The 17,334-nt window shown below is 63.4% G+C and carries 13 protein-coding genes; 4 read left to right on the forward strand and 9 right to left on the reverse strand.

Features of this window, described 5'->3' with window-relative positions; genetic code table 11:
• Nucleotides 1-430 precede the first annotated feature (430 nt).
• The 7 genes from iolB to BN2476_RS08125 all read right to left on the reverse strand — a co-directional run bounded on the left by iolB (nucleotide 431) and on the right by BN2476_RS08125 (nucleotide 9,616).
• On the reverse strand, nucleotides 431-1,237 hold the full coding sequence (gene iolB, locus BN2476_RS08095) for a 5-deoxy-glucuronate isomerase (protein ID WP_087733634.1): 807 nt from the start codon (nucleotides 1,235-1,237) through the stop codon (nucleotides 431-433).
• Nucleotides 1,234-2,154 (reverse strand): myo-inosose-2 dehydratase, encoded by a 921-nt coding sequence (gene iolE / locus BN2476_RS08100; RefSeq protein WP_087733635.1) that lies wholly within the window; start codon nucleotides 2,152-2,154, stop codon nucleotides 1,234-1,236. Before iolE ends, iolB begins: the two co-directional genes overlap by 4 nt.
• A 10-nt stretch (nucleotides 2,155-2,164) precedes the next feature.
• The gene (gene iolD / locus BN2476_RS08105; protein WP_087733636.1) at nucleotides 2,165-4,111 is read right to left on the reverse strand and encodes a 3D-(3,5/4)-trihydroxycyclohexane-1,2-dione acylhydrolase (decyclizing); all 1,947 of its coding nucleotides are present in this window, start codon (nucleotides 4,109-4,111) and stop codon (nucleotides 2,165-2,167) included.
• A complete protein-coding gene (locus tag BN2476_RS08110) occupies nucleotides 4,108-6,138 on the reverse strand; it encodes a bifunctional 5-dehydro-2-deoxygluconokinase/5-dehydro-2-deoxyphosphogluconate aldolase (RefSeq protein WP_087733637.1) in 2,031 nt (676 codons plus the stop codon). The genes iolD and BN2476_RS08110 overlap by 4 nt, the downstream gene beginning before the upstream one ends.
• Nucleotides 6,139-6,204: 66 nt before the next feature.
• Nucleotides 6,205-7,008, reverse strand: coding sequence for an ATP-binding cassette domain-containing protein (locus BN2476_RS08115; RefSeq protein ID WP_087733638.1), 804 nt, complete (start codon nucleotides 7,006-7,008; stop codon nucleotides 6,205-6,207).
• 58 nt (nucleotides 7,009-7,066) lie between these two features.
• Nucleotides 7,067-8,248 carry an ABC transporter permease gene (locus BN2476_RS08120; RefSeq protein WP_087733639.1) on the reverse strand — a complete coding sequence of 394 codons (1,182 nt, stop codon included), beginning with the start codon at nucleotides 8,246-8,248 and terminating at the stop codon, nucleotides 7,067-7,069.
• A 315-nt stretch (nucleotides 8,249-8,563) separates the two neighbouring features.
• A complete protein-coding gene (locus BN2476_RS08125; RefSeq protein ID WP_087733640.1) occupies nucleotides 8,564-9,616 on the reverse strand; it encodes a sugar ABC transporter substrate-binding protein in 1,053 nt (350 codons plus the stop codon).
• A 274-nt stretch (nucleotides 9,617-9,890) separates the two neighbouring features.
• Between BN2476_RS08125 and BN2476_RS08130 the strand changes: the two genes are divergently transcribed.
• From BN2476_RS08130 to BN2476_RS08145, 4 genes are all read left to right on the forward strand, one after another.
• The gene (locus BN2476_RS08130) at nucleotides 9,891-10,772 is read left to right on the forward strand and encodes a MurR/RpiR family transcriptional regulator (RefSeq protein ID WP_087733641.1); all 882 of its coding nucleotides are present in this window, start codon (nucleotides 9,891-9,893) and stop codon (nucleotides 10,770-10,772) included.
• Nucleotides 10,765-11,784, forward strand: coding sequence for an inositol 2-dehydrogenase (iolG, locus tag BN2476_RS08135; RefSeq protein WP_087733642.1), 1,020 nt, complete (start codon nucleotides 10,765-10,767; stop codon nucleotides 11,782-11,784). The genes BN2476_RS08130 and iolG overlap by 8 nt, the downstream gene beginning before the upstream one ends.
• On the forward strand, nucleotides 11,784-12,806 hold the full coding sequence (locus BN2476_RS08140) for a Gfo/Idh/MocA family oxidoreductase (protein ID WP_087733643.1): 1,023 nt from the start codon (nucleotides 11,784-11,786) through the stop codon (nucleotides 12,804-12,806). The genes iolG and BN2476_RS08140 overlap by 1 nt, the downstream gene beginning before the upstream one ends.
• Nucleotides 12,807-12,947: 141 nt before the next feature.
• Nucleotides 12,948-13,178 (forward strand): sulfurtransferase TusA family protein, encoded by a 231-nt coding sequence (locus tag BN2476_RS08145; RefSeq protein WP_087733718.1) that lies wholly within the window; start codon nucleotides 12,948-12,950, stop codon nucleotides 13,176-13,178.
• 126 nt (nucleotides 13,179-13,304) lie between these two features.
• On the opposite strand, the gene galU is transcribed toward BN2476_RS08145, so the two are convergent.
• Both galU and BN2476_RS08155 read right to left on the reverse strand, forming a co-directional pair.
• Nucleotides 13,305-14,186, reverse strand: a complete 882-nt coding sequence (galU, locus tag BN2476_RS08150) for a UTP--glucose-1-phosphate uridylyltransferase GalU (protein WP_087733644.1) — start codon at nucleotides 14,184-14,186, stop codon at nucleotides 13,305-13,307.
• A 71-nt stretch (nucleotides 14,187-14,257) separates the two neighbouring features.
• Nucleotides 14,258-17,131: a valine--tRNA ligase gene (locus BN2476_RS08155; RefSeq protein ID WP_087733719.1), complete on the reverse strand. Its 2,874-nt coding sequence runs from the start codon at nucleotides 17,129-17,131 to the stop codon at nucleotides 14,258-14,260.
• Between the last annotated feature and the right edge of the window lie 203 nt (nucleotides 17,132-17,334).

Here is a 17,334-nt window from a genome sequence, read left to right on the forward strand (position 1 = left end):
GCGCGCATCGCGACGCACGGGACACCTTCTACGCGATGCGGCTACGAGTGCGGGCGGCGTCCTGTGCGACACAGCAACCCACATTCACTACCGACATGCGGCGCTGAAATCTTCGATACCCTTAGCTGTGCCACACGCGCATGAAGCGTGTGAGGCGTTTAGCGAGAACGTTGGCAACGGACATAAGCCCGCACGCCGCCGCGCGAAGGATGGGGACGTTGAGAGCCCGTGGGTAATTGCCAAGCACTAGCGGTGTGAGCCCGCTTTCTTTTGCCTACTTTTCTTTGCGGCGGCAAAGAAAAGTAGGTGCCGCCCCGCACAGGGGCAACGCCCGCGCCGCGAGGCGCTAACGCGGATGCCAGCGAAAAAAGCAAAAAAACCAACAGCGTCGCGGACAAAAACCCAACCCGCGTCGCAGACAAAAAAACCATCACCCCTTCGAATCCCTCTCCACGATCCACTCATGCTTCGGATCGTTCTTGAAGTGCCACGTGCGCGTCGGTCCCGCCATCACATTCAGATAGTACGAGTCATAGCCATACGGCACGACGACGGGATGATAGCCGCGCGGCACCATCACGACATCGTGATCCTCGACGGCGAGCGATTCGTCGATATCGCGCTCATCCGTATAGACACGCTGAAACGCAAACCCTTGCGGCGGATTGAGCCGGTGATAGTACGTCTCTTCGAGCGAGCTTTCCGTCGGGATGTTGTCGGTGTCGTGCTTGTGCGGCGGATAGCTCGACGAGTGGCCGCCCGGCGTGCGCACTTCGACGACGAGCAGCGATTCCGCAGGCTCCGTTTGCGGAAGTATGTCGCATACGTAGCGCGTATTCGCGCCCTTGCCGCGCACCGAACGCTTCATCCGCGATGGCTCGATCAGACGCGCAGCGTAGTCGCCCTTCGCGGGCGCGCTGGCGACGCCGACTTCGGCATGCCGGTTCGCGCGGATCGTTGCACGCGTGTTGGGCGGCAGATAGACCGCGACGGGCGCGCTGTCTTCGAACACGCTGTCGCGCGAGCCGAGAGCCGTCCACGTTTGCGCATCCGTTTCGACATCGACGGCGCCCGCCATCACGACGATGCACACTTCGCGCGACGCTTCGAGCACATGCACGACTTCGTTCGGCTCCATCCGGTACGCGGCGAAGCCGACATACTTCCAGCCCGCCGTATCGGGCGTGACGCGCGCGATTGTCTGACCTTCACGTTGTGCTTTCACGAGCAAGCTCATGCTGCCTCCTGTGCGACATCGAGGGGCGCATCGACGAGCGTGCGCAACGTGCGATACCCCTTCTGCGCATAAGCATACGACGGCGCGACGGCGGGGTCCTGCTCCGCTTCGACAACGAGCCAGCCACGATAGCCATGCCGCTTGAGCGTATCGATGAGCGCGGGGAAATCGATGGCGCCGTCGCCCGGCACCGTGAACGCGCCCGCGATCACGGAATCGAGAAAGCTCCAGTTGCGATTGCGCGCGAGCTTCATCACGGCCGGGCGCACGTCCTTGCAATGCACGTGACGGACGCGACCGATATGTTTGTTCAGCACCGTCAGCGCATCGCCGCCCGCGAACGTGATATGGCCCGCGTCGAACAGCAGGCCGACATCATCGCTCGTCAGCGCCATCAGGCGGTCGACGTCGGCAGGCGTTTCGACATACGCGCCCATGTGATGGTGATACGCGACGCGCACGCCCTTGCTCAACGTGTAGCGCGCGAATTCATCGAGGCGCTTCGCGTACGTGTTCCATTGCTCGTCCGTGAAGAAGCGCGGACGCTGATAGAGCGGCAGAGGCGAGCCCTGTATCGTGTTGTGCACTTCGCCGTAGACCATCACGGTCGCGCCGTTTTTCGACAGCAGTTCCAGATGCGACTCGACGGCCTTGCATTCGTCTTCGATGCTGCGGCTGAAGTCGGCGAGCCGCCCCGAATACCAGCCGGAGACGAGCGACAGATCGTACTGCTTGAACAGCGCCTTCAGCGCCTCGTGCTCGCGCGGAAACTTGTTGCCGAGCTCGAACCCCTGATAGCCGATTTCGCGCCCTTCGGTGAGCGCGACTTCGAGCGGCGTCTCGCCGCCAAGCGACGGCAGATCGTCGTTCATCCACGACAGCGGATTGATGCCGATGCGTACTTCGAACTGACTCATGTGCGCTTCCTCACTGGTTGTCCCTGCCGCGTGCGCTCATATGCGCTTCGTAGTCGGCGCGCGCGTCGCGCACGCCTTCGCGCGACGACACTTCCGGCACGGCGACTTCCCACCACCAGCCGCCTTCGTCGGTGGTGCGCGCGGGGTCGGTATCGATACAGATCAGGTACGTGCGGTCCGCGGCTCGCGCGCGCTGCATCGCGGCTTCGAGTTCCTGCACGTTGGCGACGTGCTCGGCCTGCGCGCCCATCGCACGTGCATGTGCGGCGAAATCGATGTCTGGCGCACCCGGCGCGCCTTGCACGCAGTCGTCGAACATGTTGTTGAACGGCGCGCCGCCGCACGCCTGTTGCAGCCGGTTGATGCAGCCATAGCCGCGATTGTCGAGCACGACGACGATCAGCTTCGCGCCGAGCATCACCGACGTCGCGATCTCGCTGTTCATCATCAGATAGCTGCCGTCGCCGACCATCACGATCACTTCGCGCTCGGGCCTCGCGAGCTTCGCACCGAGACCGCCCGCGATCTCATAGCCCATGCACGAGTAGCCATACTCGACGTGATACGCGCCAGGCCGGCCCGCGCGCCACAGCTTGTGCAATTCGGCGGGCAGCGTACCCGCCGCGCAGACGACGATGTCGTCCGTCGCCGAGCGCTCGCTCGAACGCTGGACTGCGCCGATCACGTCGGCATCGTAGGGGAGCACGCTTTGGCCCTCCACGCGCTGTGGCGCGTGCGTGAGCCGGTGCACGATATCTCGCCATTCGTTCGCGCGTTGCTGGGCGCGCGCGGTCCACGATGCATCCGCTTGCCACCCTTCGAGTTGCGACGTGAGCGCTTCGAGTGCGAGGCGTGCGTCGGCTTGCACGATGCAGCCGCGATGCTTGAGGCCATCGAACGCGTTCGCGTTGATGCCGATCACCTGCGCCTGCGTGAAGAGCGTGTTCGAGCCTGTCGTGAAGTCCTGCAAGCGCGTGCCGACGGCGAGCACGCAATCCGCTTCGTGCGCGAGTTCGTTCGCGCCGGGCGAACCCGTCACGCCGAGCGCGCCGAGATTGAGCGGATCGTCCCATGCGAGCGCGCTCTTGCCCGCCTGCGTCTCCGCGACGGGAATGCCGTGCACGTGCGCGAACGCCTTCAGCGTGTCCGTTGCGTGGCCGTACAGCACGCCGCCGCCCGCGACGATCATCGGACGCTTCGCGTTGCGCAGTACCAGCAGCGCATCGTCGATTTCACTCGCGACGGGCGAGGGCGCATGCAACTTCACGACGCGCGGTTCGAAGAATGCGGCGGGGTAGTCGTAGGCGGTTGCCTGCACGTCTTGCGGCATCGCGAGCGTCACGGGACCGCACAGCGCGGCGTCCGTCAGCACGCGAATCGCGCGCGGCAACGCGTTGATCAGTTGCGCCGGATGCACGATGCGATCGAAGTAGCGCGACACGGGCTTGAACGCATCGTTGGCCGAGATGCCGCCGTCGTGAAAGTCTTCGACCTGCTGCAACACCGGGTCGGGCGCGCGCGACACGAAGATGTCGCCGGGCAGCAGCAGCACGGGCAAGCGGTTCACATGCGCGAGCGCGGCAGCCGTGACGAGGTTCGTCGCGCCAGGACCGATCGATGTCGTGACGGCCATCATCCGTCGGCGGAAATGCGCCTTCGCGAACGCGATCGCGCTGTGCGCCATCGCCTGCTCGTTGTGCGCGCGATACGTCGGCAGTTCGTGACGATGCTGATAGAGCGCTTCGCCGAGGCCCGCGACGTTGCCGTGCCCGAAGATCGCAAACACGCCGCCGAAGAGCGGCTCGGTGCTCTCGCCGTCTTCCGTCTCGACGAGTTGCGCAGCGAGATAGCGGACGACGGCCTGCGCTGCCGTCAGACGAATGGTGCCGTCCGCCGACACTTGCGCGTCCGCGTCGGACGAGACCGTTTCATCGTGATGCAACACGCGCTGATTCATGCCACCTGCTCCTGATGAACGTTACGTGGCGACCTCGCATTCGACGTGCCACCCGCGCCAGCCGTTGCACGCGAGTCGCGCCACGACTGGATCAGCGTTTCGAATGTGCGGCGCACGCGCGCGATGACTTCGTCGTCGCCGATCTCGCCCGCGAGCCACGCCTGGCTCGGTTCGTGGAAGATCGTGCGGCCAACCGTGAAGCCCTTGCATGTCGTCGATTGCGAAGCCGAGCGGAAGCCTTCGATCATCTGCTCGACAGGCGCCGACAGGCCGAGCAGCACGACGCCGCGGCAATACGGATCGCGCTCGTGAATGAGGGCATCGACGGCTTGCCACTGCGACGCTTCCATCGGTTCGAGCTTCCACCACTCCGGATAGATGCCGATGTTGTACAGGCGCTTCAACGCGCGAAACACGATGTCCGGTCCGGCGGGCAGATGCTTCGGCGGAATCACTTCGAGCAGCAGCTCGTGACCGGATTCCTGCACGGCGTCATAGAGGGAACGAAGCTGAGCTTCCTGTTCGATGCGTTGCTCGATCGGTTCGTCGGGGTGGTACTGAACGAGGCACTTCACGACGTGCTCGCGCGGCCAGTTCGTGAGCGTCGTGCCGACCGAGCGCCCATGATCGAACACGAGCGGCACCGAGCCCGGCAGTTCGACGGGTCGGCCGATCCACCAGCCGCGTCCCGTTGCTTCGTTGAGCGCATCGTGGCCGTAGCGGTCGTCGATCAGCACGCCGATACGGCCTTGCAAACCGAGCGCTTCTTCCGTCTGTTTGACGGCTTCGACGAACAGGCGCTTCAACTTCGAAATGCGCGCCGGGTCCGCACCCGCTTGTTGTGCGAGTTCGAAGAACTGGTTGCGATGATCGAATGCGAAGCCGAGCACTTCGTCCCAGGCCCTGCGCGTGGGCGTCACGCGATGCAGGCGAGCGAGCGTTGCGTCTCGATCGGGGCGGCGCATGCGTGCCGGGTCCGCTTGCGCTTCGCGCAGGAAGTAGTCGAGCTCGGCGGGCGTCGGCATCGCGGGCGCGCAGCCGTGACGCGACACGACGAGCGCGCCGCTCGCATTCGCGGCGCGCGCGCACGCGTCGAGCGGCTGATCGCGCAGCCACCCCGACAGGAAGCCCGATGCGAACGCATCGCCTGCGCCGAGCACGTTCAACACTTCGACTTCGACGCCGCCGTGAATCGGCGCTTCGTCTATCGAAGCGGGCACATCGGCGTCGATGATCTGGCAGCCGAGCGGCCCACGCTTTACCACGAGCGTCGCGGGCGTCACGTTGCGCACTTGCGCGAGCGATTCGATCAGCGATTCCTTGCCACCCGCGATGCGAAACTCTTCTTCCGTGCCGATCACGAGATCGAAGAGGGGCAGGATGCCTTGAATATGCGCGCTCACGCCTTCGTTCGCGACGAAGCGCGTCTCGCCATCGGCCTTGCCCGTCAGGCCCCACAGCACAGGCCGATAGTCGATGTCGAGCACGGTGCGCACGTCGTTGCCGCGTGCGTACTCCAATGCGCGGCGGCTCGTGCGGTTCACCTGTTCCGTCGAAAAGTGCGTGCCCGTAATGAGCAGCGCTTTCGACGATGCAATGTACGCCTCGTCGAAATCCGCTTCGTCGACGGCCATGTCCGCGCAGTTCTCGCGATAGAAGATTAGCGGAAACGTGTCGCGGTCCTTCAGGCCGAGCAGCACGAGCGCGGTGAGCCGCTCTTGATCGACGCGCACGTGGCTGACGTCGCAGCCTTCCTTTGTGAGTGTTTCGGTGAGAAAGCGGCCCATGTGGTCGTTGCCGACGCGCGCGAGCATCGATGCGTTCAGGCCGAGCCGCGCGCAGCCGAACGCGATGTTCGCCGACGAGCCGCCCAGATATTTCGCGAAGCTCGCGACATCTTCGAGCCGCGCGCCGACCTGCTGCGCGTACAGATCGACGGCGAGCCGACCGAGGCAGACGATGTCGCGGCTGCGGCACGCCGCGAAGCGGCTCGCGCTGTTAGCGTTGGGTTTGCTGGTGAGAGCCATAGGTATGTCCTGAGTATGCTGCACACAGCGAGAAGGGCGTAGGGATGCAGCGGCAAGCCGCGTGAATCAGATCGTCGCGCCTTCGAGCTCGCTGATCATCTTCTGCATTTCGGCGCCGCCTGCCATCATGTCGAGCACCTGGTCCTTCGTGATGGTTTCCTTCGTGAAGGTGCCCATCGACTTGCCGCGATTGAGCAGCGTGAACGAATCGCCGATCGGATACGCGTGGTGCACGTTGTGAGTGATGAAGATCACAGAGATGCCTTTCGCGCGCGCCTTGTGGATCAGCTTCAGTACATTGAAGCTCTGCTTCACGCCGAGCGCCGCGGTCGGTTCGTCGAGAATCAGCACGCGCGCGCCGAAGTGAATCGCGCGCGCAATCGCCAGGCATTGCCGCTCGCCGCCCGACATCGTGCCGATCGGCTGATGCGGGTCGCGCACCATGATGCCCATTTCGGCGAGCTTGTCGCGTGCGATGCGCGCGCTCGTGTCGAGGTCCATCACGTTGACGAGGCCGAAGAGTTTCTTCTGCGGCTCGCGTCCCATGAAGAAGTTGCGCGCCACCGAGAGCAGCGGCACAAGCGCGAGGTCCTGATACACGGTCGCGATGCCGAGGTCGAGCGCGTCGCTCGGCGATTCGAACACCACCTTCTTGCCGTCCACCAGGTAGTCGCCGGAAGAGGGCTGATGCACGCCCGCGAGCGTCTTGATGAGCGTCGACTTCCCTGCGCCGTTGTCGCCGAGCAGGCAGTGCACTTCGCCGCGCTTCAACCGCAGCGTGACGCCCGAGAGCGCGATCACCTTGCCGAAATACTTGCTGACGTTTTCGAGCGAGAGGATGGTGTCGTCTTGCTGGAGAGTGTCGGACATGGCCGTTTCCTCGTGTCTGATGCGATGGCGTGATTACGATTACAAGGTCACGGCCGGGTCACGATTGTGATACGCGGCGGCGCACATAGTGGTTGAACAGCACCGCGATCAGCAGCATCACGCCGAGGAACACGCGGAACCAGTCGGAACTGACATTCGTATAGGTGATGCCGATCTGCACGACGCCGAAGATCAGCGCGCCGAAGCAGGCGCCCACCACCGAGCCGTAGCCGCCCGTCAGCAGCGTGCCGCCGATCACCGCGGCGATGATCGCTTCGAATTCCTTTTGCAGACCTCGGTCGGCGGCGGCCGAGCCGATGTCGCACACTTGCAGCACGGCGAACAGGCACGAGCAGAAGGCCGTCAGCACGAACAGCGAAATCTTCACGCGGCGCACGGGGACACCGACATTCTTCGCGGCGTTCGCATCGCCGCCGACTGCGAGCATCCAGTTGCCGTAACGCGTTTTCGCGAGCACGAATGCGCAGATGGCAGCGAGCCCGAACCACCACAGCAGCACTTTCGGAATGCCCGGCACGAGCGGCTGGCCGTTGTCGAGCAGCGAGCCGATGCCCATGTGCGCGAGATTCGTGAAGAGGCCGTGCAGTGCGACGCCATGGAACAGGAAGTTCGTCACAGGGTCGGCCTGCGCAAGATCGCCGACGCCAGAGATGATCGTGCGGTCCGCGACCATGATCGACAGCGCTAGTGTCAGGCCGCGCAGGATGAACAGGAACGCGAGCGTCACGATGAACGACGGCAGTCGCGTGCGCATCACCAGGTAGCCGTTCAATGCGCCGAGCGCCATCGATCCGGCGAACGCGAAGATAATCGCGGCCCAGATTGGCCAGTGAAAATAGACAGCGGGTATCGCAACCATCATGCCGGCGAAACCGATCATCGAACCGATGGACAGATCGAACTCGCCCGCGATCATCAGCAGACAGGCGCCGACGGCGAGAATGCCCAGATACGCGGACACCTGCGACCAGTTCATCACGCCATCGAGGTTGAACATGCCCGAGCCGCTCGCACCGATCGCGAACACGAGGAACACGAGCACGGTGCCGGAAATCGCGGCGAATTCCGGCCTGTTCAGCAGATGTCCGAAGAACGATTCCTTTCTGATTCGCTCGTCGCCTGCCGGCGCCTGGACCGACTGTGACGACTGCGACGATTGTGTGTCGTTGCCCGCCGCGTCGTGACCATGCGAAGGAAAGTGTTTGCCGGCTACGCCCATGATGTCTCCTTTGCGGACCCGAGTCGGCGCTTTCGCGCGTTGCCCAGGTTCCATGCAAGCAATTGCGGGACGGGAGTCGGAGCGTGAGCGCCTGCTCCCGTCACATGCACGATAGTTGCTGACGCCCGGCCTCGCTGCGCGGTTCACTCGTGAGAGTGGCGAGAGGTGCGCAGAAGGCCGGTCAATCTCGCGGTCGGGCGCCCGACGATGGCGGCTGCTGCTCGCACGCGAAAGCGCGAATGCAGTACGCCGCCGGGGTCGCGCATTGGCTGGCGCGCCCGGTACCGCGTATGACCAGATAAAAAGGTCAGTCGGTTAGCGGTACTGGCCCGCGTACTTGACGACCGTGTCGATATTCGCCTTCGTGATGAAACCCGGGCCGGAACGGATGTTCTTCGGTCCATACGACGGCTCGAGGCCGTACGTTTGCATGCGCGCCTTGAACTTCGGATTGGCCTCCAGAATCTGCTTGATCTTCGCCGGGTCGGTCGTGTGTTCCTTCTTCACGATCGCGAGTACGGCGACGGGGATATAGCCCTGCAGATACGGTTGCTGGTCGATCGCAAATGCAATCGTGCCGTCCTGGATGCCCTTCGCGATGTCATCCGAGAAGTCGAACGTGCAGAAGTAGATCTTGCCCGCGAGGCCCATCTGCTGCACCGCCTTCAGCGACGCCGACGCGGGCGTCGGGCCGAGCGTCAGGATCGCGCCCGTGTTCGGATGGTTGCGCAGATACGCGCTCACCTTCGACTGGATTTCGGTCGGGTCCTGGCCGGAATCGATCGTCGATGTCTTGTAGTTCACGCCGAGCGCATCGGCAAAGCCACGGCAGCGCTCGAACGAAACGGCGTTGGTCGCGAAGTGGTTCACGCACAGGAACGACTTCACGCCCGCTGCCTTCGCCTTCTCGCCCGCCGCCTTGCCCGCCACGTATTCGGGCTGGCCGATGTGCATGATCGCGCCGAGCTTCTCGCTTTGCTCTTCCGTTCCGGAGTTGATCGTGACGAGGGGGATCTTCTTCGCCGTGACCTTGCCGATCGAGCTCTTCAACACGTCGAAGTCGGCGATGGTGACGATCACGCCGTCGTAGTTGCGCGCCGCCGATTGCTCGATCAGACGCGACATGTCGGCGATGTCGCCGTTGGGGGGATTGCGGTAGTCGGTTTCGACGTTGAAATCCTCGTCGGCCTGCTTGATCGCATTCTTGATCGTGTTCCACCACGAATCGGAATCCGGCGCGTGGCTGATCAGCACGAAGTGTGCGTCGGCCGCCTGTGCCGCCGGCGCCGTCATCGCGCCGATACCCGCCGCCAGCGTGATGGCGGCTGCCAGAACCTTGAACGAAGCCTTGCCCTTGCAAAGTCTCATTGTCTCCACCTTTCTCGGTCTGTTCGTTTTTGAGGTGAGCGTCTGACGCTTTGCGAGGTGATGCCGGCTCGCCGTAGCGTCATCGCTCAGGACCAAGAGTAGGCCAACTTTTCGAGAGTTGCAATGAAAATTTCATGTCAAAGAAAAATGGAAAATCCATTCCATTTGCTTTCGGTTATGCCTATACTCGGCATCGTCGGGACAGCGCGTCGACGTCGACGTGAACGCTTGCGGCACGCGGTTTTGCGCTGCAAAAAGCACAGAGGTCGGGACCATGGCGGAAGACAGCACAGAAGAATTGCCGAGCGTCGATGAATTGATGCAACGCATCGCGGAGAACTACGAGTCGCTGCCGCGGCAGTTGAAGAGCGTGGCGACGTATATCGAGCAGCACCGGTCGAGCGTGATGGTCGATCGCACGAGTGACATCGCGTTGAGTTGCGGCGTGCATCCGTCTGCCGTCGTGCGCTTTGCGCAGCGTTTCGGGTTTTCGGGTTTCTCCGATCTGCAGGCGGTGTTCCGCCAGGCGTACACGACGCAGGGCGCGTCGTCGCAGAGCTATCAGCAACGCATTCGCAAGCTGATCGACGAGAAGCCGGGGCGGCTGTCGGGCGGCAGCGTCGCGCGTGAATTCATGGCCGCGTGCCGCGACGGTCTCGACGAACTGGAACGCTCGCTCGACGACGCGCAGTTCGACGCCGCCGTGAAGATGCTGCAACAGGCCGAGAACATCTACGTGGTCGGCGTGCGGCGCTCGTTTCCCGTCGCGAGCTACATCGTCTATGCGTTGCAGCACACGCCGAAGCGCGTGCATCTCGTATCGGGTTTCGGCGGGATGTATCGCGAGCAGATTCGCAGCGTGAAGAAGGGCGACGTCGTGATCGCGATCAGCTTCGCGCCCTATGGCAAGGAGACGCAGTACTGCCTGCGCGTCGCGCATCACCATCAGGCGAAGACACTCGTGATTTCGGATAGCCAGCTGTCGCCGCTCGCGCGCTATGCGACGACGCAGCTGTATGTGAAAGAGGGCAGCGCGTTCGCATTCCGCTCGCTGACCAGCACGATCTGCCTGTGCCAGGCGCTGTTCATCGCGCTCGCGTACAAGCTGGAACTGAACGTAGAAGAGTCGACAGACACTGGAGGATACGATGACTGATGTGGCAGGCAAGACGATCGACGTGGCCGTGTTCGGCGCGGGACGCATCGGCAAGATTCATGCGTCGAATCTCGCGCGGCAGCCGGGCGTGCGGCTCAAGTATGTGGTCGACGTGAATCGCGACGCGGCGGCCGCGCTTGCCGCGCAATTCGGCGCGCAGGTCGCGGATGTCGACGGCGCGATGGGCGATGCATCGGTCGGCGCGACTGTCATCTGTTCGAGCACCGATACGCACGCCGAGCTGATTCTGCAATCGGCCGCGCAAAAGAAGCACGTGTTCTGCGAAAAGCCCGTCGACCTGACGCTGGAACGCGCGCGCGCCTGTGCCGATGCCGTCGCGAAAGCGGGCGTCGTGTGCATGATCGGCTTTCAGCGGCGCTTCGATCCGACGTTCGCCGCGCTGAAGGCGCGCCTCGATGCGGGCGAGATCGGCACGCCCGAAATGCTCGTCGTGACGAGCCGCGATCCGGGCGCGCCGCCCGTCGAGTACATCAGGCACTCGGGCGGCATCTTCAAGGACATGCTGATTCACGACTTCGACATCTTCCGCTGGATTCTCGACGACGAAGCCGACACGCTGCACGCGACGGGCAGCTGTCTGTCCGATCCCGCGATCGCCGATGCAGGCGATATCGATTCGACGGCCGTGACGATCCGCACGAAGCGCGGGCGTCTGTGCCAGATCAATACGGCGCGGCGCGCCGCGTATGGTTATGACCAGCGCTTCGAAGTGCTCGGCAGCGACGGCATGCTGCAGGCAGGCAACGTGCGTCCGACGCAAGTGTCCGCGTACTCGAAGACCGCCGTCTCCAGCGACGTGCCCGAGCACTTTTTCCTCGAGCGCTATCGCGCCGCGTATGCGCTCGAAATCGCGCATTTCTTCGAGGCCGTCACGCAAGGCAAGCCGGTGCGCACGACGGTCGCCGACGGCATGAAGGCGCTCGAACTCGCGGAGGCCGCGACGCGTTCGTGGCGCGAAGGGCGCGCTGTCAAGCTCAATGAGGCGCTGTGATGAGCGCGGGGCCGTTGCGCATTGGTGTCGTCGGTCTGGGCCGGCTCGGCAAGCGGCACGCGGAGAATCTCGCGTATCGCGTGTCGGGCGCGGCGCTCGTGGCCGCGTGCAGTCCCGTCGAAGCAGAGCGGACGTGGGCGCGCGAGGCGCTACCCGCGCCGCGCGTCTACGACGACTATCACGCGTTGCTCGACGATTCCGACGTCGATGCCGTGTGGCTCGTCACGCCGTCCGCGCTGCACGCGCAGCAGATCATCGATGCGTTGCGCGCGGGCAAGCACGTGTTCTGCGAAAAGCCGCTGTCGCTCGATCTCGCCGAATGCGAGCGCGTGATTGAAGAGGCGCAGCGTCATCCGCAGTTGCAGGCGACGATCGGCTTCATGCGCCGCTTCGATCCGAGCTATCGCAATGCGTTCGAGAAGATCGAGGCGGGCGCGATTGGGCGGCCGTTCATGGTGCGCTCGCAGACCTGCGATCAGAACGATCCCGAGGGCTTCTTCGTGCGCTTTGCGCCGACCTCGGGCGGTATCTTTCTCGACTGCACGGTGCACGACATCGACGTCGCGCGCTGGCTGCTCGGCATGCCGAAAGCGAAGCGAGTCTATGCGAGCGGCGTGGTTGCGCTGCACGAGGGCCTGCGTGAATTCGGCGACGTCGATAACGGCGTGGCGATCTGCGAGTTCGAAGGCGGACGCATCGCGATGTTCTACGCGTCGCGCACGCTTGCGCACGGCAACGACACAGGCAGCGAAGTGATCGGCACGGCGGGCGCGTTGTATATCGGGCGCAATCCGCGCGCGAACCGCGTCGAGATCGCCGACGCAAGCGGCATCCGCAACGAGTGCGCGCCGACTTTCTTCGATCGCTTCGAAGAGGCGTTCCTGTGCGAAGCTCAGGCGTTCGTCGCTGCTGTGAAAGAAGGGCGGCAGAGCGGGGCGACGCTCGCGGACGCGATGGAGGCGACGCGCATCGGCTATGCGCTGCGCGAATCGCTCGCAAGCGGACAGGCTGTCGATCTGTAAGCGAAGCGCGCGTCCGGACTGTCGCGGCCCGGGCGCGCTCGAAGCGCATGCGTTAGAATTTGACCCTCTGCATGGCGCCGCTTTCCGTGATTATTCGAGCGGAACACGGGTGCCGCCTCACGAAGGTCATCGTCGATGGAAATTCAGATTCACAAGGAAGTCGATGCGCGCGGCTTGAAGTGCCCGCTGCCCATTCTGCGCGCGAAGAAAGCACTGGCCGATATGGAAAGCGGCCAGATTCTCAAGGTGCTCGCCACCGATCCCGGCTCGCAGCGCGATTTCGCCGCGTTCTCGAAGCAGACGGGCAACGAGATCGTCGAGTCGTCGACACTACCGGACAAAGTGTTCGTGTTCCTGATGCGGCGGCGCTGAGGTTTTGCGGCTGCGTCGCAAGTTAAATAAAAAAGGCGCTGCGCCCTCGACGGGGTGCAGCGCCTTTTTGCTTTTTGCTTACATGACGGCCCGCAGTGCTCTCGCACACGCGGGCCGAACGTTCGATCAGCCTTCCAGCACGGGCGAACGCGTACGCAGATACTCTTCGAAGTCAGCGGCCACTTCCGGGTGGCGCAGCGCGAATTCGACGGTCGCCTTCAGATAGCCGAGCTTGCTGCCGCAGTCGAAACGCGTGCCGTGATACCTGTATGCGAGCACCTGCTCGTCGGCGAGCAGCGACTGGATCGCGTCGGTCAGTTGCAGTTCGCCGCCCGCGCCCGGTTTCAGCGCGCGGATGTGATCGAAGATGCGCGGCTTCAGCACATAACGGCCGACCACGCCGAGATTCGACGGCGCGACTTCGGGCGCCGGCTTCTCGACGATGCCCGACATCTTGATGATCGCTTCTTCCCACTCCTTGCCGTCGACGATACCGTACGACTTCGTCTCCGACGGCGGAATCTCTTCGACGCCGATCACCGAGCTGTGATAGTGATCGAACACCTCGATCATCTGCTGCATGACGGGCGGCTTGCCGTACAGCAGGTCGTCCGCGAGGATCACGGCGAACGGGTTGTCGCCGACCAGCTTTTCCGCGCACAGCACCGCGTGGCCCAGACCCAGCGCCTCCGGCTGACGCACGTAGAAGCAGTCGACGTGGCTCGGCTTGATGCTGCGAACCAGTTCGAGCAGCTTCGCCTTGCCGCGCGCTTCCAGCTCGGCTTCGATTTCGTACGACTTGTCGAAATGGTCTTCGATCGCGCGCTTGCTGCGGCCCGTCACGAAGATCATTTCGGTGATGCCCGCCGCCATTGCCTCTTCGACTGCGTACTGGATCAGCGGCTTGTCCACGATAGGCAGCATCTCCTTCGGGCTCGCCTTCGTGGCAGGAAGAAAGCGCGTACCGAGACCCGCGACCGGAAAAACTGCCTTAGTAACTTTTAGCATGTGTGTACCCTACGTCCTCTGGTTTGGAATGCGTGGAGGCGCCGCGTGGCGCGTCACGCATGGGGCGTAAATCAGGCCGGCAAGCGCGACAGTTGTGCCGTCAGCTTGCCAATCGTGGTCTGGTATTCTGCCAGCCTTCTTTGCTCCTGCTCAACGACCGCCGGCGGTGCTTTTGCAACAAAGCTCTCGTTCTGGAGCTTGGCGTTACATTTCAAAACCTCTGCATTCAATCTGGCGATTTCCTTTGACAGGCGTTCGCGTTCGGCGGCGACATCGATTTCCACCTTCAACACGAGCTTGTCCGTTCCTACGATAGCAATCGGCGCGCCATGTGCCTGTGCATCGAGCGTTGCCTCGTCCGCGATGATCTGCACCTCGGACAAACGCGCCAACGCCTGAGCGTAGGGCGCGAACGACGTGAGCCGCCCGGCATTGCCCGTCACGAGCAGCGGCACCTTCGTCGCCGGCGACAGGTTCATCTCGCCACGCAGATTACGGCATGCGTCGATCACGGCCTTCAGATCGGCGGCCCACTGCTCGGCCTTTTCGTCGATCTTGCGCGGCTCCGCGATCGGGTAGGGCTGCGTCATGATCGATGCCTCGCCTTCCGCCTTGCCTTCAGGGTACTTCTCCGTAAGCGGCGCCACCTTCTGCCACAGCGCTTCCGTGATGAAAGGAATCACAGGATGCGCGAGGCGCAGCACCGTCTCGAGCACACGCAACAGCGTGCGTCGCGTGGCGCGCTGCTGTTCCGGCGTGCCCGTCTGGATCTGCACCTTCGCGAGTTCGAGATACCAGTCACAGTATTCGTCCCACACGAACTTGTATAGGGCGTTCGCCACATTGTCAAAACGATAATCCGCGAAGCCTTTTTCGATTTCGGCTTCGACGCGCTGAAGCAGCGACACGATCCAGCGGTCGGCCTGCGAGAAGTCCGTGTAGCCGCCCGGTCCGCAATCGCCAGGTTCGCACGGGCCCGGCTTCGAGAAGCCGCAGTCGTGGCCTTCGCAGTTCATCAGCACGAAGCGCGTTGCGTTCCACAGCTTGTTGCAGAAGTTGCGATAGCCTTCGCAGCGCGCGAGGTCGAAGTTCACGTTGCGGCCGAGCGTCGCCATCGACGCCATCGTGAAGCGCAGCGCATCCGTGCCGAACGCGGGGATGCCTTCGGGGAATTCCTTGCGCGTCTTCTTTTCAATCGACGCGGCCTGCTTCGGATTCATCAGCCCTGTGGTGCGCTTCGCGACCAGCGCGTCGAGGCCGATGCCGTCGACGATGTCGATCGGGTCGAGCGTATTGCCCTTGCTCTTCGACATCTTCTGACCCTCGGCATCGCGCACGAGACCGTGCACATAAACGGTGTCGAACGGCACCTTGCCGGTGAAGTGCGTGGTCATCATGACCATGCGCGCGACCCAGAAGAAGATGATGTCGAAGCCGGTGACGAGCACCGACGACGGCAGAAACGCTTCCAGCTCCGGTGTCTCGTTGGGCCATCCGAGCGACGAGAACGGCACGAGCGCCGACGAGAACCATGTATCGAGCACGTCTTCGTCGCGCTTGAGCGCGCCCTTGTAGCCCTTCGCATCGGCTTGCGCGCGTGCGTCCTCTTCCGTCTTCGCGACGAATATCTCGCCGTTCTCGCCGTACCACGCGGGAATCTGATGACCCCACCACAATTGACGCGAGATGCACCAGTCCTGGATGTTTTCGAGCCACTGGTAGTACGTGGTCGTCCAGTTTTCCGGCACGAATTTGATCTGGCCGTTGCGGACCACGTCGAGCGCCGTGTCGGCGATCGACTTGCCCGGATTGAACGTGCCTTCGGGGGCCGGCTTGCTCATCGCGACGAACCACTGGTCGGTGAGCATCGGCTCGATCACGACGCCCGTGCGGTCGCCGCGCGGCACCATCAGCTTGTGCGGCTTCACCGATTCGAGCAGCCCGAGTGCTTCGAGATCCGCGACGACCTGCTTGCGCGCATCGAAACGATCCATGCCGCGATATTTTTCGGGCGCGTTGTCGTTGATCTTTGCGTCGAGCGTGAGGATTTCGATCTGCGGCAGCTTGTGGCGCTGGCCGATCTGATAGTCGTTGAAATCGTGCGCGGGCGTGACCTTCACGACGCCCGTGCCGAATTCGCGGTCCACGTAGTCGTCGGCGATGATGGGAATTTCGCGGTCCGTCAGCGGCAGCCTGACGGTCTTGCCGATCAGGTGCGCGTAGCGCTCGTCTTCCGGATGCACCATCGCGGCGACGTCGCCGAGCATCGTTTCGGGACGCGTCGTCGCGACGGTCAGATGGCCCGAGCCGTCGGCGAGCGGGTACTGGATGTGCCACAGATGGCCGTTCTCTTCCTCGCTGACCACTTCGAGGTCGGACACGGCCGTGAGCAGCACCGGGTCCCAGTTGACGAGGCGCTTGCCGCGATAGATCAGGCCCTGTTCATACAGGCGCACGAACACGTCGCGCACGGCGGCCGACATCTTGTCGTCCATCGTGAAGTATTCGCGCGACCAGTCGATCGATGCGCCGAGGCGCCGCACCTGGTTCGTGATCGTCGAGCCGGACTGCTGCTTCCATTCCCACACGCGCTCGACGAACTTCTCGCGGCCGAGGTCGTGACGCGAAATGCCTTGCGCGTCCAGTTGCCGTTCGACGACGATCTGCGTCGCGATGCCCGCGTGGTCCGTGCCCGGCACCCACAGCGTGTTTTCGCCGAGCATGCGGTGATAGCGGGTCAGGCCGTCCATGATCGTCTGGTTGAACGCATGGCCCATGTGCAGCGTGCCCGTGACGTTGGGCGGCGGCAGTTGAATCGAGAAGTTCTTGCGGCCCGGTTCGAACGGCGGAGCGGCGTAGCCGCGTTTTTCCCATTCGGGGCCCCACTGGGCCTCGATCGTCTGCGGCTCGAAACTCTTGGCCAGCGTGCTGTCGCTTGTCGTCATCGTCAAAATCTGCCGGAAAATACGTGGAAAGATGCTCGAAACCTTGAATTATAAAGTGTGGCGCGAGGCGGCGGTCCGCGCCGGCCGTTGCTCGCGCGCAAGTCGAGGCAAGACGGGCGCGGGGTGGGGCGCAAGACAGCACGTAAGACATCGAGCGAGACAGCGCGCGATCCCGGCGGAATCGGGGATCGACAGTCCCACGC

Origin of the sequence: Paraburkholderia piptadeniae (genome assembly GCF_900007165.1) — a bacterium.
GTDB lineage: Bacteria > Pseudomonadota > Gammaproteobacteria > Burkholderiales > Burkholderiaceae > Paraburkholderia > Paraburkholderia piptadeniae.